At 58.6% G+C, this 21,996-nt stretch carries 17 protein-coding genes and 1 riboswitch; of the genes, 3 read left to right on the top strand and 14 right to left on the bottom strand.

Annotated features, from left to right (window positions below):
* Positions 1–14 precede the first annotated feature (14 nt).
* Together betI and CFB02_RS15120 are read right to left on the bottom strand one after the other, a co-directional pair.
* Positions 15–608 carry a transcriptional regulator BetI gene (gene betI, locus CFB02_RS15125; protein ID WP_088558654.1) on the bottom strand — a complete coding sequence of 198 codons (594 nt, stop codon included), beginning with the start codon at positions 606–608 and terminating at the stop codon, positions 15–17.
* 195 nt (positions 609–803) lie between these two features.
* Positions 804–1,016: an acetyltransferase gene (locus CFB02_RS15120; protein WP_088558653.1), complete on the bottom strand. Its 213-nt coding sequence runs from the start codon at positions 1,014–1,016 to the stop codon at positions 804–806.
* Between the two features lie 240 nt (positions 1,017–1,256).
* Here CFB02_RS15120 and CFB02_RS15115 point away from each other — a divergent pair, with 240 nt between their 5' ends.
* Entirely contained in the window at positions 1,257–3,851 is a 2,595-nt protein-coding gene (locus CFB02_RS15115) for an EAL domain-containing protein (RefSeq protein ID WP_088559266.1), read from the top strand.
* Between the two features lie 50 nt (positions 3,852–3,901).
* On the opposite strand, the gene CFB02_RS15110 is transcribed toward CFB02_RS15115, so the two are convergent.
* Together CFB02_RS15110 and CFB02_RS15105 are read right to left on the bottom strand one after the other, a co-directional pair.
* A complete protein-coding gene (locus CFB02_RS15110; RefSeq protein WP_088558652.1) occupies positions 3,902–5,278 on the bottom strand; it encodes an alanine/glycine:cation symporter family protein in 1,377 nt (458 codons plus the stop codon).
* A gap of 18 nt (positions 5,279–5,296) precedes the next feature.
* A complete protein-coding gene (locus tag CFB02_RS15105; RefSeq protein WP_088558651.1) occupies positions 5,297–6,070 on the bottom strand; it encodes a CLCA_X family protein in 774 nt (257 codons plus the stop codon).
* Positions 6,071–6,234: 164 nt separating this feature from the next.
* Here CFB02_RS15105 and CFB02_RS15100 point away from each other — a divergent pair, with 164 nt between their 5' ends.
* Together CFB02_RS15100 and CFB02_RS15095 are read left to right on the top strand one after the other, a co-directional pair.
* Complete coding sequence (locus CFB02_RS15100) at positions 6,235–8,337, top strand: molybdopterin-dependent oxidoreductase (RefSeq protein ID WP_088558650.1); 2,103 nt, start codon at positions 6,235–6,237, stop codon at positions 8,335–8,337.
* 69 nt (positions 8,338–8,406) lie between these two features.
* Positions 8,407–10,182, top strand: coding sequence for a diguanylate cyclase (locus CFB02_RS15095; RefSeq protein WP_227519240.1), 1,776 nt, complete (start codon positions 8,407–8,409; stop codon positions 10,180–10,182).
* Positions 10,183–10,255: 73 nt separating this feature from the next.
* Here CFB02_RS15095 and CFB02_RS15090 read toward each other — a convergent pair whose 3' ends face one another.
* The 10 genes from CFB02_RS15090 to urtB all read right to left on the bottom strand — a co-directional run bounded on the left by CFB02_RS15090 (position 10,256) and on the right by urtB (position 21,981).
* Positions 10,256–11,314, bottom strand: coding sequence for a ribonucleotide-diphosphate reductase subunit beta (locus CFB02_RS15090; protein ID WP_088558648.1), 1,059 nt, complete (start codon positions 11,312–11,314; stop codon positions 10,256–10,258).
* A 30-nt stretch (positions 11,315–11,344) separates the two neighbouring features.
* On the bottom strand, positions 11,345–14,110 hold the full coding sequence (locus CFB02_RS15085; protein WP_088558647.1) for a ribonucleoside-diphosphate reductase subunit alpha: 2,766 nt from the start codon (positions 14,108–14,110) through the stop codon (positions 11,345–11,347).
* Between the two features lie 128 nt (positions 14,111–14,238).
* A riboswitch (cobalamin riboswitch) is annotated at positions 14,239–14,447 on the bottom strand.
* Positions 14,448–14,573: 126 nt separating this feature from the next.
* Positions 14,574–14,927 carry an FmdB family zinc ribbon protein gene (locus CFB02_RS15080; RefSeq protein WP_041645822.1) on the bottom strand — a complete coding sequence of 118 codons (354 nt, stop codon included), beginning with the start codon at positions 14,925–14,927 and terminating at the stop codon, positions 14,574–14,576.
* A 5-nt stretch (positions 14,928–14,932) separates the two neighbouring features.
* Positions 14,933–16,165: a formamidase gene (gene fmdA / locus CFB02_RS15075; protein WP_088558646.1), complete on the bottom strand. Its 1,233-nt coding sequence runs from the start codon at positions 16,163–16,165 to the stop codon at positions 14,933–14,935.
* A gap of 101 nt (positions 16,166–16,266) precedes the next feature.
* Positions 16,267–17,310 carry an AAA family ATPase gene (locus tag CFB02_RS15070; protein WP_088558645.1) on the bottom strand — a complete coding sequence of 348 codons (1,044 nt, stop codon included), beginning with the start codon at positions 17,308–17,310 and terminating at the stop codon, positions 16,267–16,269.
* A 15-nt stretch (positions 17,311–17,325) separates the two neighbouring features.
* A complete protein-coding gene (locus tag CFB02_RS15065; RefSeq protein WP_014578802.1) occupies positions 17,326–18,372 on the bottom strand; it encodes an aliphatic amidase in 1,047 nt (348 codons plus the stop codon).
* A 14-nt stretch (positions 18,373–18,386) separates the two neighbouring features.
* Positions 18,387–19,076 (bottom strand): urea ABC transporter ATP-binding subunit UrtE, encoded by a 690-nt coding sequence (gene urtE / locus CFB02_RS15060; protein ID WP_014578803.1) that lies wholly within the window; start codon positions 19,074–19,076, stop codon positions 18,387–18,389.
* Between the two features lie 2 nt (positions 19,077–19,078).
* Positions 19,079–19,837, bottom strand: a complete 759-nt coding sequence (urtD, locus tag CFB02_RS15055; protein WP_162851866.1) for an urea ABC transporter ATP-binding protein UrtD — start codon at positions 19,835–19,837, stop codon at positions 19,079–19,081.
* Positions 19,837–21,045 carry an urea ABC transporter permease subunit UrtC gene (gene urtC, locus CFB02_RS15050; RefSeq protein ID WP_088558643.1) on the bottom strand — a complete coding sequence of 403 codons (1,209 nt, stop codon included), beginning with the start codon at positions 21,043–21,045 and terminating at the stop codon, positions 19,837–19,839. The genes urtD and urtC overlap by 1 nt, the downstream gene beginning before the upstream one ends.
* A 9-nt stretch (positions 21,046–21,054) precedes the next feature.
* Positions 21,055–21,981: an urea ABC transporter permease subunit UrtB gene (gene urtB / locus CFB02_RS15045; protein WP_088558642.1), complete on the bottom strand. Its 927-nt coding sequence runs from the start codon at positions 21,979–21,981 to the stop codon at positions 21,055–21,057.
* Positions 21,982–21,996: the final 15 nt, after the last annotated feature.

Raw genomic sequence — 21,996 nt, 5'->3', positions numbered from 1 at the left:
GAATCAATCCCGGCTCAGGCGGTTGCCTGGGCCAGTGTCTCGTGGACAAATTTCTTGCAGAGCCGCTCGCCGGCTTCAAAACTCTCTGACGGGTCCAGGCTCAGGGCACTGCGCAACCAGAACCCATCGATCATTGCCGCGGTTTGCCGGGCGGCCTCAGTCGCTGCGCCGGGTTCAAGCACCTGTGCGAAGGAATATCGCAGGTTGCTGTACAGCCGGGCGTTGTTGATCTGCTGCAGCCGCTTGAGCCCCGGCTCATGCATCGACCGGGCCCAGAAGCTCAGCCAGGTCTTGGCCGCCAGCGCAGAACGCTGAAACTCGGAAAAGTTCGACTCAATAATGCAATTGAGCCGCTGTTCCGGGGAGCGGTCGGTCTTGGCCATGCGCTCCCGCAGTTCCTTGCCCAGTTGATCGAGCAGATAACGCAGGGCCGCCTCAATCAGACCCTGCTTGCCGCCGAAATAATGGCTGATAATCCCGGAGGACATGCCCGCCCGTTTGCTGATGCTCACAATGGTGGTGTTCTGCATTCCGAGCTCGGCAATCGAATGCATGGTGGCTTCAATCAGCTGCTGCTTGCGTGTGTCTTTGACCCCAACTTTTGGCATGGCGGCTTCGGTTACTCGTCTTGTTTCCGGTGTTGAAAAGCAGCACCAATCAGCCCTGCTTTTTATTAATTGAACGTTCAATTAATAAAAAGCTTACAGAAGCGAGGCGGGGAATTCAAACCTGATCAGAAAGCAGGGAAGCCTCGCGCCACTCTGATATGGCGCGGTTGTGACGGCAGGAAGGGCAAGCAAATATCAGCTATGGCGACGGTAATCCGGGTCTGTCCAGCACAAAGGAAGCGCTTCACCGGAGGGAAATGCGAGTTCGGCTTTTTTGAACAATTCAGGATCCTGCGCCTCCTCTCCGTAATGGAGGCTGCCTCGCACCTGCTGGCTATGGGGATCAAACAGCGCCTGTGTATCCAGAACTTCGATCAGGTGCCCGGTTGCTTTTTCAGCGACGAACATAGAGGCCTCCTTGGGAATGAATGTCTCCTTTCAACGTAGCAGATGGACCGGTATCGAGACAGGCGTTTAAGGGCTACGGAGAGCACCAAAGGACCGGTGGGCAAGGCGGAGAATCTGCAGATATGAGACATTTCGCTACATTAAATATTGGTTCTCGGCTTTTCCGGTGAAGAAAGGCTGTTAAGCTGATGATCAGGAAAATAAAAAAGCCTGATGGCGATATAACGGGGTCTACTGTTGGTGATCCTCAGCACTGCTCTCCGTATCTTTTTACTGAGTCTGGCGACGTTCACGTCGCATTTTGCGCATGCGGATAGCGCCCCGGTCACACTTGCCTCAGAAAAACCGATTGAAAGCCATTTCCAGTACTGGGAAGACGCCAGCGCGGAAGCGGAACTGGCCGATGTTCGCGCCCTTCCCGATACCGCCTGGCAGACCAACCCATCGGGAAAGGCCACCTTCGGCATTACCGATTCCGCCTACTGGCTGCGGGTTGAGGTGCAAAACCAGACCGGCCGCGACCAGCTTCTGATTGCCGAGCTGGGCTATTCCCAGCTTGATGACGTGGTGTTTCACGAGCTCTCCGGCGGCACCCTGCTCCGAGAATTCGCCACCGGGGACACCCGCTCTTTCTACCCCAGGGATGTCGACCATCCCAACATGCTATATCGATTCCATGTAGCCCCGGATGCCTCGAAAACTCTTTATATCCGGGTCGCCACCCAGGGCACGATGGTGGTGCCGCTGCAGATCTGGCAACAGAATGATTTTTACGAGGCCGCTGCCAACGAGCAGAAGCTGCACTTTTTCTATTATGGCAGTCTGGCAGTGATCATCCTGATCAACCTGGCCGTGTTCCTGACCCTGCGAGAAAAGCTGTACCTGTTCTACGCCCTGGCCATTTCCGGCTACTTCCTGTTCTTCGCCGCTGTGCGCGGCTATACACTTCAGCACATCTACCCGGGCGCACCGTTTCTTCACACGCATGTGCTTCTGCTGTCGATGCCATTCCTGGCGATGTTCTCGATACTCTTCTGCATGGAGTTCCTCCAGGTGCGCTCTAACAGCCCCAGGCTGTACCGGGCCCTGCAGGCGATGCTCTTGTTTGAAATGCTGTTTTTCCTGTCTGCGCCGCTGCTGGATTACGACACCGGTATCCGGGTGGCGGCCGTTTCCGCGTTCGCGTTCTTCTCGTTGCTCCTGGTGGCCGGCCCTGTGGCCTGGGCTGCCGGTGTCCGGGCCGGGGTGTTCTTCACGATCGCCTGGACACCTCTTACGATCGGGGTCTCAGCAACGGCGGGGCGGGCCCTGGGCCTGCTGCCGGAGAATTTCTTTACCGAGTACGCCATGCAGATCGGCTCCGGGCTCGAGGCTTTCATTCTCACGCTTGCCCTGGCCGACCGCCTATACCGGGAACGGGAACAGAAAATCCAGGCTCAGGCCGATATCCTCAAACAACAGAAGGCCCGCAACGAAGCCCAGACCCAGTTGAATGAAGCACTGACCCATGACCCGGTGACCGGGCTACCAAACCGGAACCGGTTCGAATGGATGGCGGATGAGCAATTTCGGCAAAACCCCAACGGGCGCTTCATGGCGGGCGTTACCCGGATAACGCAGCTCAAGGAAATCAACCGGACCCTGGGCCTGGACCGCAGCGAACGTTTGCTCAAGGCCATGGCCGAGCGGATGTCCCGATTAGCAGCAGACCTGCCTATGGTTCACCACATCGTCGATTCCTTTGGTAACGACGAATGGGTGTATCAGCTGTCCGGAGACAGCTTTGGCCTGCTGGTGGATGTCAGCAAAACGGGGGACGATTTCAAGGCACTGGATAATGCGCTCAAGCAACTGGCAGAACCCGTTTTACTGGACAATATCGCCATAGAGCCCAATCCGCGGTTCGGCGCCGCCAGCTACCCGGAACATGGAAAAAAAGCGGCTCTGTTGATCCGCAATGCCCACGTCGGCATGGAAATGGCGCCTCATGGGCCTTATCAGACCGGCCTGTATTCCCGCAAAGATGACATCTATGACGAGAGCCGGCTGACGTTGATGTCCGACCTCCGGGAGGCACTGCACCACAATCAGACCGAGCTCTACTACCAGCCCAAAATCAGCCTGGCGACAGGCAAAGTGGTGGGTGTGGAAGCCCTGATCCGCTGGCATCACCCGGACCGGGGCTGGGTGCCGCCGATTGAGTTTGTTCCAATGGCGGAGAAAACCGGGGTGATCAAACATCTGACCCGATGGGTGGTGGACCAGGCTCTGAACGATCTGAAGGAACTCCATACCCTCGATCCGTCTCTGACCGTTTCTGTGAATATCTCTGCCCGTGATCTGAGCTCTCCAGAACTGGTGGGCCTGTTCAAAACCCGAACAAAGCGCAATCAGCTGAACCCGGAACAGGTCATCATTGAGCTGACCGAAACCGCTGCCATGGATGATCCCCACAGGGGCCTGAACGCCCTGAACGAATTAACGGCTATCGGGCTGAAGCTGTCGATTGACGACTTTGGCGCCGGCTACTCCTCGCTTTCCTATCTCAAGAAACTGCCGGCCAGCGAAATCAAACTGGACCGCGCCCTGTTACAGGACATCGAATCCAGCGAGGGCGCGCGGATGATTGTCGAAACCGCCATCAGGATGGGCCAGGGCCTGGGCTATCAGGTGGTGGCCGAGGGTGTCGAAACCGAAAAGTCGGCCCGCCTTCTGAACCAGTTGGGAGCGGAAATGCTCCAGGGCTACTGGATCTGCTCGCCGAAGCCGCTGCACGAACTACAGGCCTGGCTGGAGGTTGAAAGCAAGACAACAGGCCTTCAGGGATTCCATTGATAATACATTTCACGGGAAGGAACCGTTATCGCTATTGGCCGTGGCCAGATTCATGAAACAGAAGGGCTGAAATATCGACGGGTTAACCGCACCACAAGCGGGGACAACAAAAGGATGGCGATCAGGTTGGGGATCGCCATCAGTCCGTTTGCAATGTCGCAGAGCCCCCAAATCAACTCAAGCTTCATAACGGCGCCAATGGGCAGAAGCAGGCAGAACAGGCGACGGTATTTCAGGATGGCGCCCTCACCAAACAGATAGCCCGTCCCCCGGTCTCCGTAGTAACTCCAGCCAAGCACGCTGGAAAAGGAGAAAAACAGCAGCGAAACAGTGACCGCCAGTTTACCCAGGTCCGGCACCGCAGAGTTGAAGGCCATGGTGGTCAGCTCCGAACCGCTGATCCCGGTCTGCCAGACACCCGTCGTGATTATCACGAGAGCCGTGATGGTACACACAATGAGGGTGTCGAAAAGAGGGCCATTCATCGCTACCAGACCAGCCCGAACCGGCTCCGCAGTACGCGCTGCAGCCATCGCCATGGGGGTTGTTCCCAGTCCCGCCTCGTTACTGAATACCCCTCGGGCGACACCGAACTGGATGGCAGCCATCACGCTGGCTCCGGTAAATCCGCCAACGGCCGCCGTACCGCTGAAGGCGTCCGTGAAAATGAGCGCAAACGCTCCGGGAATCGCGTCGGCCTTGATGACCAGCACCACGAGCGCACTGCCAACATAAACCAGAAACATCAGTGGAACCAGCCGGGACACGACCTGCCCGATTCGCTTGACGCCACCCACAATCACCAACCAGACCAGCCCCGCATAGACCAGTCCTATGGCAAGTTTTACCGAAAACACGCTGCTGTCGGTGGCGGTGTAACCAATAATGTCCCGGAGCGAAAATTCCAGGGTGTCGGCAACCGAATTTGCCTCCGCCATATTGCCGGTGCCAAAGGCTGCCAGGACCGCACAAAAGGCAAACATTTTGGCCATCGGCTTCCAGCGGGGCCCAAGACCCTGCTCAATGTAGTACATGGGGCCACCGACATAACCACGCTCCGGATCATGATGGCGAAAGGCCAGGGCCAGAGTGGTGCTGGCATAAACCGTAGCCATGCCCACCAGAGCCGTGACCCACATCCACAAAACCGCGCCCGGCCCGCCCAGGGCTATGGCAGTGGCAACACCGGCAATATTTCCGTTGCCAATGGCCGCCGACAGCGCCAGGGTCAGCGCGCCAAACTGACTGAGGTCACCCTCCTTTTGCTGTTCCGCATCCACGCCACTGGCAATCCTCAGGGACAGCCACATGCGGAACAACTGAATAAAGCGCAACCTGACGGTCAGATATAATCCCGTACCAACAAGCAGAACAATCGTGACAGGGCCCCAAACCCAGCTTCCAATGCTGTCGACGAATTCCTGCACATTACCTCCCAAGAGCCGTTATTTCTCCAGCAATCTGAGCGCTCGCCCCAGAGAAGTGTAGTAGTCCTGAAAGGACTCGTTGATACGCTCGCGTTGCTCAAACATTGGGTACAACCCCAGTTTTGCCTCTTCAGATTCCCGGGTTCCGCTCACCAGAAAGGCATTCTTCACGCCTGCATCCTGCACAAACGCTTCAAACGCCCGGGCGCAGAGTTCTTCAGGCAAGCTGAAATATTGAATTCCGGCCGCTTTGTCCGCTTTCACCGAGCACCGGAAGAGCTCGCTGGGCTCTGCGCCTTTTTCGTCCAGAAGAATCGCCTTGAAGCAGGCCTGCAGTCGATCGTTAAGCGGATGCCGCACAGCGTCGTCACGGCCAAGCCAGAGCTTCGAAGCAAACTGGCCTCTCTGGGCCTCGCCGAAAAGCTTCTCGCCGATGTAATGATCGAAGGCGTGAAACCACTCGTGGGCGATGCTGCCGGGCCCGGCATTTTTGGCCAGTGAGAAGCTGCGCGTGGCCGGTGTGTAGTGGGCCGACACACCGGGCCGCCCGCCAATGCCATATTGAAGAGCCAGGGTGCCACGCAGGGAAACCAGAGACTCGGTGCCGCCAAGAATGGTCATCAGGTCGCACAGGGCATCGTAGAACAGCGACGCACTGCGCTGTTTTTCCGGCTCGGTGACCCAGCGGCCAATCTCGATGGTACGGAACTGGAAACGACGACGGACATCAAGGAATGTGACCGGCGCACCGGCACGATGGTCCGGGCCCCGACGGTAAAAGTTTTTAGCCATGGCGCTATTATACGATGAAATTCCGGCCTCTCTTTCAGGCACCGGGAGAAACATTATTTGGCGGGATTGACCGGTTTTATGTGAATTATGACCGTCTGATTTTCCGCCGGCTTGTGCCACACTGCCAGAACCAATAACGACAATATCCGGACCGAGTGTTTGCCATGACCGACACCCAGACCCATTACCGCACCTGTAACATCTGTGAAGCCATGTGTGGCCTCGAAATCCAGCATCGGGGTAGCGAGATCCTGTCCATCAAGGGTGACAGCAACGACCCGTTCAGCCACGGCCATATCTGCCCGAAAGCCGTTGCACTGCAGGATTTCTACAATGACAAGGACCGCCTGAAAGCACCCATCAAGCGCAGCGCGGACGGCTGGCAGGAGATCAGCTGGGAAGCTGCCTTCGAGGAAATCGCCTCGCGGTTTCGCGGCATCCAGCAGGAACACGGGCAGGATGCGGTCGGGGTTTATCTGGGTAATCCAAACGCCCATAACTTCGGCAACGCCATTATGCTGCCGCGGTTCTTCAAGGCGCTGGGCACCAATAACCGCTACAGCTCCGCATCGGCGGACCAGTTACCACATCACGTGGCGTCCAATTACATGCTCGGTGCCGGCATGCTGATTCCGGTGCCGGACATCGACCATACGGATTTCATGCTGATCATTGGTGCCAACCCGATTGTTTCCAACGGCAGCCTGATGACCGCCCCCGGCGTCGGCAAACGCCTGAAGGCCATCCAGCAACGCGGCGGCAAGGTGGTGGTGGTTGATCCACGGCGCACCGAGACTGCGAGAAAGGCCGACCAGCACCTGTTTATCCGCCCGGAAACCGATGCCCTGTTCATGCTGGCCATGGTTCACACCCTGTTTGAGGAACAATTGGTTACCCTTGGTCATCTGGAAGACCGGATCGACGGGCTGGAGCAACTGGCCGAGGCCGTAAAACCCTATAGCCCGGAAAACGTGGCGACAGCCTGTGGTATGACCGCGGAGGCCATCCGCGAGCTGGCCCGGGAGATGGCAGCTGCGAAGAGCGCCGTTTGCTACAGCCGCATGGGCGCCTCGACGCAGTCGTTCGGCGGCCTCTGCCAGTGGCTCAACAATGTATTGAACATTCTCACCGGCAACTTCGATAGCCGCGGTGGCGCCATGTTCCCCCAGCCGGCCTTTGATCTTGTCAGGGACAAAAAGGGCAAGCCGAGTTCCTATGGCCGTTACGAGTCCCGGGTGCGAAAACTGCCCTACTTCAACAACGAATTCCCGGTCGCTACCCTGGCTGATGAGATCCTGACCCCGGGCGAGGGCCAGATCCGCGCCATGATTACCATCGCCGGCAACCCCGTGCTCTCAGCACCCGGCGGAGTCCGCTTGGAGGAAGCCTTCGACGCCCTGGATTTCATGGTGTCGGTGGATATCTACATGAACGAAACCACCCGCCACGCGGACATCATCCTGCCGGCCACAACCGGGCTGGAAGTGCCGCACTTCGATGTGTTCTTCAACTCTTTCGCCGTTCGCAATACCGCCAAGTTCTCGGAACCGATGGTCGAGAAAGCGCCGAACCAGAAACACGACTGGGAGATTCTGCGGGATCTGGCCCTGCAGTTAACGGGCCTGGAAGACGATGGTGTTACGCCGGAGGCCATGCTGGATCTGGGCCTTAAACACGGCGCCTACGGAAAAGAGGGCATGAGCCTGGAGACCCTGAAAGCCAACCCCCATGGTGTGGATCTGGGACCGCTCCAGCCCTGCCTGGCGCAGCGCATCCAGACCGAGGACGGCAAGATCCGCATTGCCCCCGCGCTATACCTGAAGGATCTGAAACGCCTGGATGCCTCGGGCCTGTTGCAGGTAGATGAGAACAGCGACTATCCGTTCACGCTGATCAGCCGCCGCCTGCCTCGCAGCCACAACACCTGGACCCAGAATTCCCACCGCCTGGTCAAGGGCAAGAACCCGTGCACGTTACAGATGAACGCGTCAGATGCCCTCAAAATCGGGCTTGAAGACGGACAACTGGCCACGGTTATGTCGGCTTCCGGGAGCATCAACCTGCCGGTGGAAATCGACGACGATATGTTCGAGGGTGTGATCAGCATACCCCAGGGCTGGGGCCACAACCGGCCGGACACCGCCATGTCGATCGCCGAGGGACAACCCGGCGTGAGCATGAACGACGTCACTGATTCCGGGCGCATTGACGTACTGACGGGCAATGCGGCGTTTAATGGCACGCGGGTGGCGGTGCACATGGCCTGACGTGAAATATGACACGGAGCAGGTTTGCCGATAGTCTAGGCAAAACCAGATAAAGGAATATGAAAATTGGTGCCACATTACTGGCCCCTGCTCTGCGTGCTGATCCTTCTGAACCTGACAACGTCTGCTACTGCCGAATCGGCAGACGAATATGGTTCAGTGCCGGTCATTGACGCGCAATCTGATTACCCGGGCGCCGTAACCGACCGGGTGGCGTTTCTTGCTGAACAGGGAGAGAGGCTGTCTGTTGAGCAGGTTCAGTCCCTGATTGGCCGCAATCCCACTGTCCTGGCCCGCCCCCAAACCAGCGTTTTGGTCAATGGCATCAATTCCGGTGCGATCTGGCTGGTGGCGGATGTCCTCAATCCTACCGATGATCCCATTTTGCGGCGCGTGTCCGTCAGAACAGGCTGGCTGGAGCGCGTTGACTTCTTTCTACTGCCAGACGACCGGCCGCCAGAGCACTTTGTCAGCGGTGATCAGATTCCGCTGGATGAACGCTCACTCGCCAAACGCATACCCAGTGCCGATTACCCGTTTCCGCCCGGCAAGACACGCCTGTTGCTGCGGATTGAGACAGCCGACCCCATGCTGGTGCCCCTGTATTTTTCCAGCCTGACCACCAGCCATGGCCGAGAACAGTCCGAGACGGCGTTCTACAGCTTCGTCTACGGCGCCATGTTTGCGCTATCGGCCTATAACCTGATGCTGTTCGCCGGGCTTCGGCAGCGGCGTTATCTGTTCTACTCGCTCTACATGGGCAGTTATCTTGCCATGACGGCATCCTACAGCGGCATCGGGATGGCTCTGCTCTGGCCCAACGCGGTGGGTTGGCAACAGTGGGCCCCGCCCCTGCTGATGCTGTGTTTCGCAAGCGCTGGCCTGGCGTTTGCGACGAATTTCCTGGATACCAAGCGCCACCAGCCGCGACTCCACAGAGCCATCCAGATCCTTTTAGGAGCCTATTTCGCGCTCGTTACGACCTGCATTGCCTTGAACGAGCAGGGCGCGGCGCTGCGTCTGGCATTCCTGGTTGTACCGGTGTTCAGTGCACTGATGCTCTACATGGGCGTGTCGAGCTGGCTGAGCGGCAATCAGGCCGCCCGCTATTTCCTGCTGGGCACACTGGCCTCTGTTGTCGGCGCTTCGATTTCTGCCCTGACGGTATCCGGCGTTATTCCTTACACCCAGCCTGGTTACTACGCCGTGGACATCGGCATGGTGTTGGATGCCATGCTGTTGGCGCTGGCCCTGGCCGATCTGGTTCGACGAAACGAACAGGCCCGGATGACCGCGGAGCGAAACGCACGGATTGATCCGCTGACCGGCCTGAACAATCGGCGCGGCTTTCTGCCCGTCGCCGAATCACTCTGGAGTCTGGTCTCGCGCAAGAACAGGAACATCTGCGTGGTTGTGATCGATATTGACCATTTCAAGAACATCAATGATCAATATGGCCATGCTGCTGGTGACAGGGTATTGAAGGCCATAGCCGGTGAGCTTGATCGCTCCCGTCGCAAGGGCGACCTCCTGGCCCGTTGGGGTGGCGAGGAATTCACTCTTTTGCTGCCGGAAACCGACCAGGCGGAAGCCCACAAGGTGGCCGAGCGTTTCCGCCATAATATTGAACAGCTGGTCACCACTGATCGGGGCAAAATGATCCGATGCACTATCAGCGTCGGTGTCGCCAGTCCCCATTCTGAACATGTCTCACTGGACCATGCGATTGCAACGGCCGACCACAATCTCTACCAGGCCAAGGTCCTGGGCCGGAACCAGGTCTGCATCGGCAGTACATCGGACGAGCCAGAGAAGGATTTACCGTCTACTGAAAAGATCAGCTAAAACACTCCATGTTATCGGTAACTTTTGATCAGAGTGTTCAGCTGTGACTGTAATTCCGGCCACTCGGACGGGCCTACCACTCCAGCTGCGCGCCCGTCTGGTATTCAATCACCCGCGTTTCAAAGAAGTTCTTTTCCTTGCGCAGGGTGGCCTGCTCATCCAGCCAGGGCGAGACGTTCTTTGCTCCGGGGAACGGCTCTTCAAGACCTACCGTTCTGGCACGGCGATTGGCCACGAAGCGGAACTGTTCGCTGTGGTACTCGGCGGAGTAGCCGAGTATCGGGTCCTGCAGGATGAAGTCCGCATAGGCCTTCTCGGCGGCTTCGGATTCGTCCCACATCTCACGCACGGCCTTCGGATCAAAGGTAATGTTCTCCTCTTCCACGATCTGGTTGACCACTTTCAGGCCGAATGAGAAGTGCATGGCCTCGTCCCGCAGGATGTATTGCAGCTGCTCGCCGGTGCCGCGCATCAGGCCCCGGCGCTGGAGGGCGAAGATGGGGCTGAAGCCGTTGTAGAACCAGGTGCCTTCGAACACCGCCGCGAAAAACAGGTAGGACATGATGAATTCCTGCAGGTCGTCTTTGTTGCGAAGATTCATGTCCGGGCGCATGGCCGCATCCAGCCGGCGATTGGCGATCTGGATCTTGCCGTTGATGGCGGGCACCACGCGGTAACGGTTGTAGATCTCGCTCTGGTCCAAGTTGAGGGTTTCGATGCAGTGCTGGTAGGCCCAGGTGTGCATGGCTTCCTCGTATACCTGGCGGGCCTGGTAAATCTGCAGTTCCGGTGCGCTCATCTTCTCCATCACCGCCAGGCCGATGTTGCGCATGGCGAGGATGTCGGAAGTGGTGAGGTAGGCCAATACGTTCTCGTACACATGTTTTTCCGGCGCGGTCAGCCGGTGGTGGTAGTCGTGAACGTCCTGGGCCATGTTCACGTCCAGGGGGGTCCAGTGGTTTTTGTTGGCGTTCATGAAATACTCCCAGGCCCAGGGGTACTTGAATGGCGCCAGCTGGTTGATGTCGGTTTCGCCGTTGATGACGCGTTTGTCGTCAACATTGACCGGCGCCGGGGCGCCGGGATTCGCCACTTTGGCTTCAGTTTTTGGTTCGTCGTCCCAATCAAGCATGGTTGTGCCTCGCAATCGTTAAGTGAGCAGTTACTGACAGGCTTCGCAGTCGGGGTCGTCGATGCTGCATACCTGGGGCTGCGGCGCTGCGACCGGGGCCGTTTTTTCGGCACCGGTGGCGCCCAGGGACCGCAGGTAATAGGTGGTTTTCAGGCCACGTTCCCAGGCCAGCTGGTACAGCGCATCCAGCTTTTTGCCGCTGGGCTCAGCCATATACAGGTTGAGGCTCTGGGCCTGGTCGAGCCATTTCTGGCGACGGGCGGCGGCCTCCACCAGCCATCTCGCATCGATCTCGAAGGCGGTGGCGTAACGGGCTTTGAGTACCGCCGGGATACGGTCGATCTGCTGCACGCTACCGTCAAAGTATTTGAGGTCATTCACCATCACGTTGTCCCACAGACCTTCGGCCTTGAGGTCACGAACGAGGGATGGATTGACCACGGTGAACTCGCCGGAGAGGTTCGATTTCACAAACAGGTTCTGGTACGCAGGCTCAATGGACTGGGACACGCCGACGATGTTGGAAATTGTGGCAGTAGGAGCAATCGCCATGACGTTGCTGTTACGCATGCCGTTTTTCGCGATCAGTTCGCGTATTGGCGACCAGTCCAGCCGGGCGCTGGTGTTTACAGACAGATCCCCTTCCCTGCGGTTTTCCTTCAGCAGGTTGATGGAGTCAATCGGCAGGATGCCCTGCTGCCAAAGAGAGCCCTCATAGCTTTCGTAGGCACCTCGCTCACCCGCCAAGGTGGCGGAGGCACGGATGGCGAAGTAGCTGAGCTGCTCCATGGCAACGTCGGCAAAGTCCACCGCTTCCGGGCTGGAATACGGCAGGCCCAGTTGATAGAGCGCGTCCTGGAAACCCATGAGGCCAAGACCAACCGGTCGATGCTTGAAGTTGGAGTTGCGGGCCTGGGGCACGGCGTAGTAGTTAATGTCGATAACGTTATCGAGCATGCGCACGGCGGTGTTTACCGTCTGTTCCAGGCGCTGCACGTCCAGCTCACCGTTGGCAATGTGGGCCGCCAGGTTCACGGAACCGAGGTTGCATACGGCAATTTCGTCCGCGCTGGTGTTCAGGGTTATTTCCGTGCACAGGTTGGAGCTGTGCACCACACCGCGGTGCTGTTGGGGGGAGCGCAGGTTACACGGGTCCTTGAAGGTGATCCAGGGGTGCCCGGTTTCGAACAACACGGTGAGCATCTTGCGCCAGAGTTGCTTGGCCGGGATTTTCTTGAACAGTTTGATTTTGCCCTGCTCTGCCAGGGCTTCGTAATGCTCGTAGCGTTCACGGAAGGCGTTGCCATACAGGTCGTGCAGATCCGGCGCATCGCTGGGAGAGAACAGCGTCCAGTCCCGATCTTCGCGCATGCGCTCGATCAGCAGGTCGGGCACCCAATTGGCGGTGTTCATATCGTGGGTGCGGCGACGTTCGTCACCGGTGTTCTTGCGCAGTTCCAGGAACTCTTCAATGTCCAGGTGCCAGCTTTCCAGGTAGGCACACACTGCGCCTTTACGCTTGCCACCCTGGTTGACCGCCACGGCGGTGTCGTTGACTACTTTCAGGAAGGGCACCACGCCCTGGCTCTGGCCGTTGGTACCCTTGATGTGGGAGCCCAGCGCACGGACTGGCGTCCAGTCGTTACCCAGACCGCCAGCCCATTTCGAAAGCATGGCGTTATCGCGGATGGCGCCATAGATGTCTTCAAGATCGTCGCCTACCGTCGTCAGATAACAGGACGACAGCTGAGAATGGCGGGTACCGCTGTTGAACAGCGTGGGTGTGGACGCCATGTAGTCAAACGACGACAACAGGTTGTAGAACTCAATGGCCCGGGCATTCGGATCGTCTTCGCGCAGGGCCAGGCCCATGGCGACGCGCATTAAGAATACCTGGGGCAATTCCAGGCGGCTTTTGTTCCAGTGCAGGAAGTAACGATCGTACAGGGTTTGCAGGCCCAGGAAGCCGAATTGCAGGTCCCGCTCCGGCTTCAGGGCAGCGCCGAGGCGCTCCAGATCAAAGGCGGCCAGAGCGTCATCCAGCAGTTCGTACCGGATTCCCGCCTCGATAAAGGCACTCAGGGCCTGTGGATAAATCTCAGCCAACGGCAGACTGATGGGCAGGCCCAGAGCAGCGGCATTCTCCAAACGCAGCTGTTCCAGCAGTAGACGGGCGGTGACGGCGCTGTAATCCGGTTCCCTTTCGATCCGGCTTCGGGCTGTCATGATCAAGGCCGACAGCACGTCTTCCTCGGCGATGCCGTCGTACAGGTTGGTGAGGGCATCGTCCACCAGGGAATCGCCATCAATGCCCTCCAGACCTGTGGCGGCCTGCTCCACCTGAAGTTTCATCAAGCCCAGGTCCAGCGGAGCAATCTCGCCACTGGTCTTTTTCACCGTCAGGTGGGGGTGTGCCTCAACCGGGGCATGGCGGGCGCGCTCGCGGGCATGCTCCTCCCGATACAAAACGTAGGCGCGGGCCACCTTCTGTTCTTCGGCTCGCATCAAGGCCAGTTCCACCTGATCCTGGATGTCTTCGATATGCACCTTGCCGCCGGCCTTCAGGCGCCGGCCAATCGCCTGGATAACCTGGTCGGTCACCCGGTGTACCGCGTCGTTGATACGGGCGGAGCCGGCGGCGGTGTCGCCCTCAACAGCGAGGAAGGCTTTGGTTACGGCGATGCTGATCTTCGAGGGGTCGAAGCCGACAAGCGTGCCGTTGCGCTTGATGACCTGAAGGGATTCGGTATCGGTGTGCGAGGTTGGCCGGGGTTCGACCAGGGCTGAGGCAGACATGCAATGTTCTCCTGAATACGCGTTGAGTTCCTTTCACCATCGCGTACGCAGGGGCACACCTCACCATGGGAATGGCTGGGCATAACCGGTCTGCTCACCCTGGGTCGCGAAGGTGCAGTTGGGAGCCGTAAGGCTCCTTCATCCCTGGCAGGTCTTCGGACTCAGGGGCGTGAATCGTTCGATTCGGCCTCGTGTGGCGACTTCCCGGCTTTCGCCAGTGTCTTGATGCCACGCTTGTTCCCCAATACCGCTGCGCGTCAGTTCCGGAGTCTCACCGGATTCCCGATACCAGAATGGCTGAGATGATCACACGTTGACCGAGTTGGTTACGCACTGATCACTACATCTGGTATTTGACCAAGGATAGAAACACTATATACACGATATTCGGAAGGGACAACCTGAAGCAATAAAAAAGGCCCCGGAGAGGGGGCCAAACACGTGACAGTCTCAACTCAGCCAATCAGTGGCTGATCATCCAGGGCCGCATGGAGGGAAACATCTTCTTCCCATCAGCGGTGTAGAACAGCATGGACTTGCCGGGTTTCGGGGAGCCACAGCCGCAGGCGCGACTGTGCTCCTTATCATTCGCCCTTCGGTCTGCGGTGGAAAACACCGGCTCATGCCGGGACCGCTCGTTCCGGTCCTCGGCCGCCCTTTTGGCCGGGTCCATGGCGGCAATGTGGGATGGCAATACGATCACCCGCGGCGACATGGCCTTGCAGGTGGGGCATTGCGCCGGCTTGGCCGCATCCTCCATGGTGGCCAGTGTGTGAAAGAGGCCATGTTCACGGCACTTGTAGTCATACACGGGCATGGCGATTACTCCTTATCTTTCGACAGCGGTACGTCCATGCCCCCGCTGACTTTCTTCTGCGGACCATCAGCCGAGGGGTTGATGTCGAAGTCGAAGATGCCCGTCGGCAACCAGAGCGTGGCGCAGGCGTTCGGGATATCCACCACGCCACTGATGTGGCCTTCCACCGGCGCACAACCCAGAATCGCGTAGGCCTGAGCCTCGGTGTAACCGAACTTGGTCATGTATTCGATGGCGTTCAGACACGCCTGACGATAAGCCACATGCACGTCCAGGTAATGCTGGCCGCCGTCTTCGTCTACGGAGATGCCTTCGAAGATTACATAGTCGTCGTAACGGGGCTTGATCGGGCTGGGCTTGAACACCGGATTCTTGATGCCGTACTTCTTCATGCCGTCCTTGATCAGGTTTACCCGCAGGTGAATCCAACCGGCCATTTCGATGGCGCCACAGAAGGTGATTTCACCGTCGCCCTGGCTGAAATGAAGGTCGCCTACGGAGAGGCCGGCCCCGTCCACGTAAACCGGGAAATACACCTTGGAGCCACGGGACAGATCCTTGATGTCACAGTTGCCACCGTGTTCCCGTGGCGGCACGGTACGCGCGGCTTCGGCGCCGGCAGCTTTGGCCGCGTCGCCGGTCATCTGGCCCATATGGGCGGTCTCACCGTTGGGCAGTGTTGCCAGTTCCGGCACCCGCTCCGGATCGGTCGCGACCAGTCCGGCCTCACGCTTGTTCCAGGTGTCCAGCAATTCTTTGGAGGGCAGACAGCCGATCAGGCCCGGGTGAATCAGGCCGGCAAATTCCACGTTGGGAATGTGGCGGGATTTGGTGAACATGCCGTTGAAGTCCCAGATTGATTTCTGGGCCTCGGGGAAGTGTTCGGTCAGGAAGCCACCGCCATTCTGCTTGGAGAAGAACCCGTTAAAGCCCCACTGGCTCTCTTCGAAGGTGCCGATGTCGAGGATGTCGACTTCCAGCAGGTCGCCCGGCTCAGCGCCCTCGACCCCGATCGGTCCCGACAGGAAGTGCACCTGGCTGAGATCGACATCGCGCACGTCGTCGGCGCTGTCGTCGTTCTTGATCTGGCCGCCGGTCCAGTCATAACACTCGACGATGAAATCGTCGCCAGGCTTGACGGTGGCCACCAGCGGAATATCCGGGTGCCAGCGGTTGTGGATTTTGTCGTTCTCATAGGCCGACTTGTTCAGATCAATCTTGATAATGGTTTCAGCCATAACGGGCGCTCCTTGGTGTTGGCTTGCACGATTAGGTAACGGCTTTACTATCCGAAATCCCGTCCCTGTGAGGTATTCGCGAAATGCCCCCGGTGCCTACGTCATTCGACGTATTGGTGCACCGTGACCTTCCTGCCCTGTACGCTGGCTTCAAACCGGCGACAGTCCGGATGCGCCAGCAACGCCCGGGCAACGGCGGGTTCCAGCCGCTGGCGAAAAGCCCGCAGCAGTTCCCGGGCGCCATAGCGAGCGTCGTAGCCACGGCACAGCTCTTCTCGCAGCTCCGGCGTCAGCGACAGCTCGGCGTGCTTTTTAGACAACCGGCGATTGAGGCCCGCCAGCTCAATGTCCAGCAGGGCTTCCAGCCAGTTGTCGGTAAGTCGGTTGAAGGTGAGGATCTGATCAATCCGGTTGAGGAATTCCGGGTCAAAGTGCCGGCGCAGAGCGGTATCGCGAATGGCCTCGCCGTTGCCGGGTGATAAACCGAGCCAGCGACGCCAGCCCCGCTGGTAGCTCTGCTCATACGTCTCCGCCTCCAGCGCACCGGCGTTGCTGGTCATGAAGATCAGGGTGTTGCGGAAGTCGATCTCCCGGTTGCCGGAGGGAAACACCAGCCGACCGGTGTCCAGCACGTTCAGCAGCGTGCGCACCACTTCCTTGCTGGCTTTCTCGATTTCATCAAACAACACAATGCCGGGTTTGCTGAACGAGCCCTGTACCTTGTCCAGATCGAACAGGCTGTGGCCTTCCTTACTGCCCACGTAGCCCGGCGGTGCACCCGTCAGGGCTGCGGCGTAATGCTCCTGGGCCAGGGTGTTCATGTCGATACGGCACAGGCCATCGCGATTACCGTGGATCGCTTCGGCAATGAGGCGCACTGTTTCGGTTTTGCCAACGCCGGTAGGACCCAGGAACAGGTGCACCGCCAGCGGCCGGTTGTCCTCGCCGATATCGGCTTTCACCCGCACCAGCATGGATTCCATGGCGGCCAGGGCCTCATCCTGGCCGACGATATTTTCTCGCAGTCTGGCCATCACGGCCTCGGGCTCGAAGCGGAACCGGGAAGCACGAACCGGGCCTGAGGCGGCCCGGTTCTTTTCAATGGTTTCCCGATTGGCTTCCAGCCGTTCGTTGATAAACGGCATGAACGCCTCCCGGGCTTAGGCCCCTGCGGATTTTTCCTTGCCGTCGAACGGCAGCTCGCCCACCGGGCACTCAGCGGTACCTACCGTCTTCCGGGTCATGGCCTCCACATTTTCCTGCGCCTTCTGGGCGTCCATTACCCAGGTACGGTAGAACTCGAACGGACAGTCGGCCACGCCCTTGTCGCCGTCCCCGGAGGCATGCACACCGGTGTAGCCCCGGTGCAACAGCTTGAACAGGTGATTCTGGGACTGGTCGTTCGCACGGGCATCACGGATCTGGCTCACGGACAGCTGGGCATACTGAATGCCCATGTCTTCCTCCCCGCATTCCCCGAGGGTACGGCCATCGAAGCCGATGATCGCGGAGTGGCCGAAGTAGGAATACACGCCGTCAAATCCGGCGGCGTTGGCCACCGCAACGTAACAGTTGTTGGCCCAGGCCATGCTCTTGGCCATCATCACCTGCTGTTCCTTGGCCGGGTACATGTAGCCCTGACAGCGAACAATCAACTCCGCCCCCTTCATGGCGCAGTCCCGCCAGATCTCGGGATAGTTGCCGTCGTCGCAGATGATCAGGCTGATCTTCATGCCCTTTGGACCCTCGGTGACGTAGGTGGTGTCACCCGGATACCATCCCTCGATCGGACACCAGGGGATACACTTGCGGTATTTCTGAACGACCTCACCCTCGTTGTTGATCAGAACCAGGGTGTTGTACGGCGCCTTGTTGGGGTGATCCTCGTGTCGTTCTCCGGTGAGCGAAAACACGCCCCAGGTGTTCGCCTCACGACAGGCTGCGGAGAAGATGGCCGTTTCGTCACCGGGCACGGTGGCCGCGGTTTCCATCATTTCCTCGTTGTCGTACATGATGCCCATGGTGCTGTATTCCGGGAACACCACCAGGTCCATGCCCGGCAGGCCGACTTTCATACCCTTGATCATGTCAGCGATGTTGCGGGCGTTGTCCAACACCTCGGCTTTGGTATGCAGCCGCGGCATCTTGTAGTTCACCACCGCCACGCCGACGGTATCGTTGCTGCTGGAAATATCACCGTGTCTCATCGATCTGCTCCTCGTTAAACCGCCAGATAGCTTGCAATCTTGTCCTGATCCGCTTCTTCCCGGCTCTCTTCGTGCACAATCGCGCCCTTTTCAATCACCAGGATCCGGTCTGCCGCATCCATCACGAAGCTCAAAACCTGCTCCGACACCACAATCGACAGGCCCCGCTCATCCCGGATACGCCGAAGGGTCTGCGCAATCTCCTTGATAATGTTGGGCTGGATACCTTCCGTGGGCTCATCAAGCAGCAGCACTTTGGGCCGGGTGGCCAGTGCCCGTGCAATAGCCAGCTGTTGTTGCTGGCCGCCGGAAAGGTTGCCACCACGCCGGTTCTGCATTTCCTTCAGTACCGGGAACATCTCGTAGAGGTCCTCGGGTACCTTCTTCTCACCCACGGCGGCAAGCCCGGTCTCGATATTCTCCCGTACGGTCAGGGTCGGAAAGATCATCCGCCCCTGCGGTACGAAACCGATTCCGGCGCGCACACGCTGGAAGCTCTTCAGGCCGGAAAGGTCGTTCCCATCCAGGCTGACCTCACCGCCTCGCGTGGGGGTCATGCCCACCAGGGATTTCATCAGCGTGGTCTTGCCCATGCCGTTACGCCCCACCACGGCGACAATTTCGTTCTTCGCCACGTCGAGGTTGAGGTCATCGATGATGGTGCTTTGGCCATAGGCCACCGAATGATGTTTGATGCTCAGCATGATCAGTGCCCCAGGTAGACTTCGATGACTTTCGGGTCCGATTTCACGTGCTCGATGGACCCCTCGGAAAGAACTTTGCCCTGATGCATAACCGTGACCCGGTCAGCGATATCACCGACAAACTGCATGTCGTGCTCGATCACCAGCACCGTGTGGTCCCTGGTAATCACCCTCAGCAGCTCGGCGGTTTTCTTGCGCTCGGTAACGGACATCCCAGCCACCGGCTCATCCAGCATTAGCAGGTCCGGTTTCTGGATCAGCAGCATGCCGATCTCCAGCCACTGCTTCTGGCCATGGCTCAACGAAGCAGCCGGCTCATTCAGTGCCTCGGTCAGGAAGATGGTTTCAGCCACTTCCTCCACAGCCTTGATGACCTCCGCGTCGCGCTTGAATCCCAGGGCGCCCATCACGCTGTGTCCCTTTGGGTAGGACACCTCAAGGTTTTCAAAGACGGTCAGGTCCTCGAACACTGACGGGGTCTGGAACTTCCGGCCCACACCCGAGTGAACAATCTGGTGCTCCTTGAGCTTGGTAAGCTCCTTACCGTCAAACTTGATGGAGCCGGACGTGGCCTTGGTCTTGCCGCAGATCAGGTCCAGAACCGTGGTTTTACCGGCACCATTGGGGCCGATGATGACCCGGATTTCCTTGGGATCCAGGTAGAAGGACAGATCATCCACGGCCTTGAAACCATCGAATGACACGGTCAGGCCTTCGACCGCCAGCAGGAAATCCCCACTTTTGCTTTTGGCTGCACTCATCACGATTTCTCCGGGCTGTAGGAATCGATCATCGGATCGTAATCAGGAGTCTTCTCAGCGGTCGGCTTTGGCTCTGCGGCTTTTTCCGCGGGCCTGGCCTCCAGCTTTTCACCCCTGTTGCGCTTGAAGATCCTGTCTTCCAGGGGCATGACGTAGGTCTGGTAAAGTCCCGCCAGACCGTTCGGGAAGGCCAGTACGACACCGATAAACAACGCACCCATGGCAAACGGCCAGAGTTCCGGGAAGGATTCCGAGAAGCCACTCTTGGCGGCATTCACCAGCAAGGCACCGTAGACCGCCCCGAGGATGGACAACCGGCCACCCAGGGCACAGAAGATGACCATCTCGATGGAAGCGACGATGCCGATGAACGACGGCGACATGAAGCCGACGATCAGGGTGAACATGGCGCCACCGACGCCGGCAAAGGCGGCTGCCAGGCAGAACACAAAGATCTTGAAGGCGGCAACGTCATAGCCGGAAAAACGCACCCGGTTTTCCTGGGCGTTCATGGCCACCAAGATGCGACCCAGCTTGCGGTTCTGGACAAGGCGCGCCACGAACAGGCAGAGGAACAGCATGCCGACACAGACAAAGTACAGAATGGTCCGGGCTTCATCGGTGCGGATGTCCCAGCCGTTCAGCGTCTGCAGATCGGTAATGCCGTTCACGCCGCCGGTATAGCCCTGCTGTCCGATAATCAGGATGGTCAGGATTGCGGCGATGGCCTGGGTGATGATGGCGAAGTACACGCCCCCCACCCGCCGGGTAAACATGGCGAAGCCGATAACGAAAGCCAGCAGAACCGGCACACCGATCACCGCCAGCAGGGTAAACGAGAAGCTGTGGAACGGTTCCCAGAACCAGGGCAGCTCGGTGAGCTGGTTCCAGTCCATGAAATCCGGGATGCCGGGGGTGGACTGAATGGCGGTGGCCTCCGGCGTGGAGGCCTCCAGCTTCAGGAACATGGCCATGCAGTAACCGCCAAGACCAAAGAACACACCCTGGCCCAGACTGAGAATGCCGGCCTTACCCCAGCACATCACCAGGCCAATGGCGACAAAGGCGTAGGTCAGGTACTTGCCCACCATGTTCAGGCGGAATGGGTCCAGCGCCAGTGGCAAAAGCACCACCAGCAACACGGCCAGTGCGACGTAATACAGTCCCTCGCGGGTGGCAAACCATTTCAATGGGGATGAACTCTTCATGACAATCTCCTAGCGACGGACCTTGAGGGCCATGAGTCCTTCTGGACGCAGCATCAGGATGCCGACGACGACCAGCAGGGTAAGCACCTTGGCCATGGAACCACTGAGGAAGAACTCCATGGTGGACTGGGCCTGGGATATGCCGAAGGCGGACACAATGGTGCCGATCAGGCTCTGGGCTCCGCCAAACACCACCACCAGGAAGGTATCGACGATATACGCCTGACCAGAGGACGGACCGGTGGAACCGATCATGGTGAAGGCAGCACCAGCGACGCCGGCGATGCCACACCCGAGGGCAAAAGTGGCTCGGTCGATACCGGCACTGTTGATGCCAACGGCTTCAGCCATGGGTCGATTCTGAACCACCGCCCGCACTTTCTTGCCATAGCCGGATCGGTACATCAGGAAATACACGCCCACGGCAATGGACAGCGCGATGATCATGACGAACAAGCCGTTGATGGGCAGCTCCACCAGGTCAGTCACCTGGATCGCCCCCATCATCCAGTCAGGCAGGTCCACACCCACTTCCCGGGCGCCAAAGATGGATCGGTAAGCCTGTTGCATGATCAGGCTCAGACCCCAGGTGGCCAGAAGAGTATCCAGTGGTCGGTGATAGAGTCGCCGTATCATGAGCCATTCAACGAATGCCCCCAGGGCAGCACAAATCAGGAAAGCCAGAACCATGGCGACAAAAAAGTAGCCTCCGAACAGGCTCGGCAGATAGGACTGGAAAAAACCGGATGTCAGGTAGGTTGTGTAGGCGCCGAGGATCATGAACTCCCCGTGGGCCATATTGATCACCCCCATCTGACCAAAGATGATGGCCAGGCCCAATGCCATCAGTACGAACACTGAAAACAGGGAGAGCCCGGCAAACCCCTGCATGGCAAATATCGACATCAATTCACTGCTGGTGTAGCCATCAAACATGACCCTTACTCCCCT

Source organism: Marinobacter sp. es.042 (assembly GCF_900188315.1).
Lineage (GTDB): Bacteria > Pseudomonadota > Gammaproteobacteria > Pseudomonadales > Oleiphilaceae > Marinobacter.
Note: the sequence above shows the minus strand (reverse complement) of the source record. Positions and strands in the feature narration are given on the sequence as shown.

Excerpts from the sequence above, each read along its gene's own strand:
- CFB02_RS15100 (WP_088558650.1), top strand. The coding sequence starts at position 6,235 with ATGACCGACACCCAGACCCATTACCGCACCTGTAACATCTGTGAAGCC.
- CFB02_RS15105 (WP_088558651.1), bottom strand. The coding sequence starts at position 6,070 with ATGGCTAAAAACTTTTACCGTCGGGGCCCGGACCATCGTGCCGGTGCG.
- fmdA (WP_088558646.1), bottom strand. The coding sequence starts at position 16,165 with ATGGCTGAAACCATTATCAAGATTGATCTGAACAAGTCGGCCTATGAG.
- urtC (WP_088558643.1), bottom strand. The coding sequence starts at position 21,045 with ATGAAGAGTTCATCCCCATTGAAATGGTTTGCCACCCGCGAGGGACTG.
- CFB02_RS15085 (WP_088558647.1), bottom strand. The coding sequence starts at position 14,110 with ATGTCTGCCTCAGCCCTGGTCGAACCCCGGCCAACCTCGCACACCGAT.
- CFB02_RS15080 (WP_041645822.1), bottom strand. The coding sequence starts at position 14,927 with ATGCCCGTGTATGACTACAAGTGCCGTGAACATGGCCTCTTTCACACA.
- CFB02_RS15120 (WP_088558653.1), bottom strand. The coding sequence starts at position 1,016 with ATGTTCGTCGCTGAAAAAGCAACCGGGCACCTGATCGAAGTTCTGGAT.
- urtD (WP_162851866.1), bottom strand. The coding sequence starts at position 19,837 with ATGAGTGCAGCCAAAAGCAAAAGTGGGGATTTCCTGCTGGCGGTCGAA.
- CFB02_RS15065 (WP_014578802.1), bottom strand. The coding sequence starts at position 18,372 with ATGAGACACGGTGATATTTCCAGCAGCAACGATACCGTCGGCGTGGCG.
- CFB02_RS15090 (WP_088558648.1), bottom strand. The coding sequence starts at position 11,314 with ATGCTTGATTGGGACGACGAACCAAAAACTGAAGCCAAAGTGGCGAAT.
- CFB02_RS15070 (WP_088558645.1), bottom strand. The coding sequence starts at position 17,310 with ATGCCGTTTATCAACGAACGGCTGGAAGCCAATCGGGAAACCATTGAA.
- urtE (WP_014578803.1), bottom strand. The coding sequence starts at position 19,076 with ATGCTGAGCATCAAACATCATTCGGTGGCCTATGGCCAAAGCACCATC.
- urtB (WP_088558642.1), bottom strand. The coding sequence starts at position 21,981 with ATGTTTGATGGCTACACCAGCAGTGAATTGATGTCGATATTTGCCATG.
- betI (WP_088558654.1), bottom strand. The coding sequence starts at position 608 with ATGCCAAAAGTTGGGGTCAAAGACACACGCAAGCAGCAGCTGATTGAA.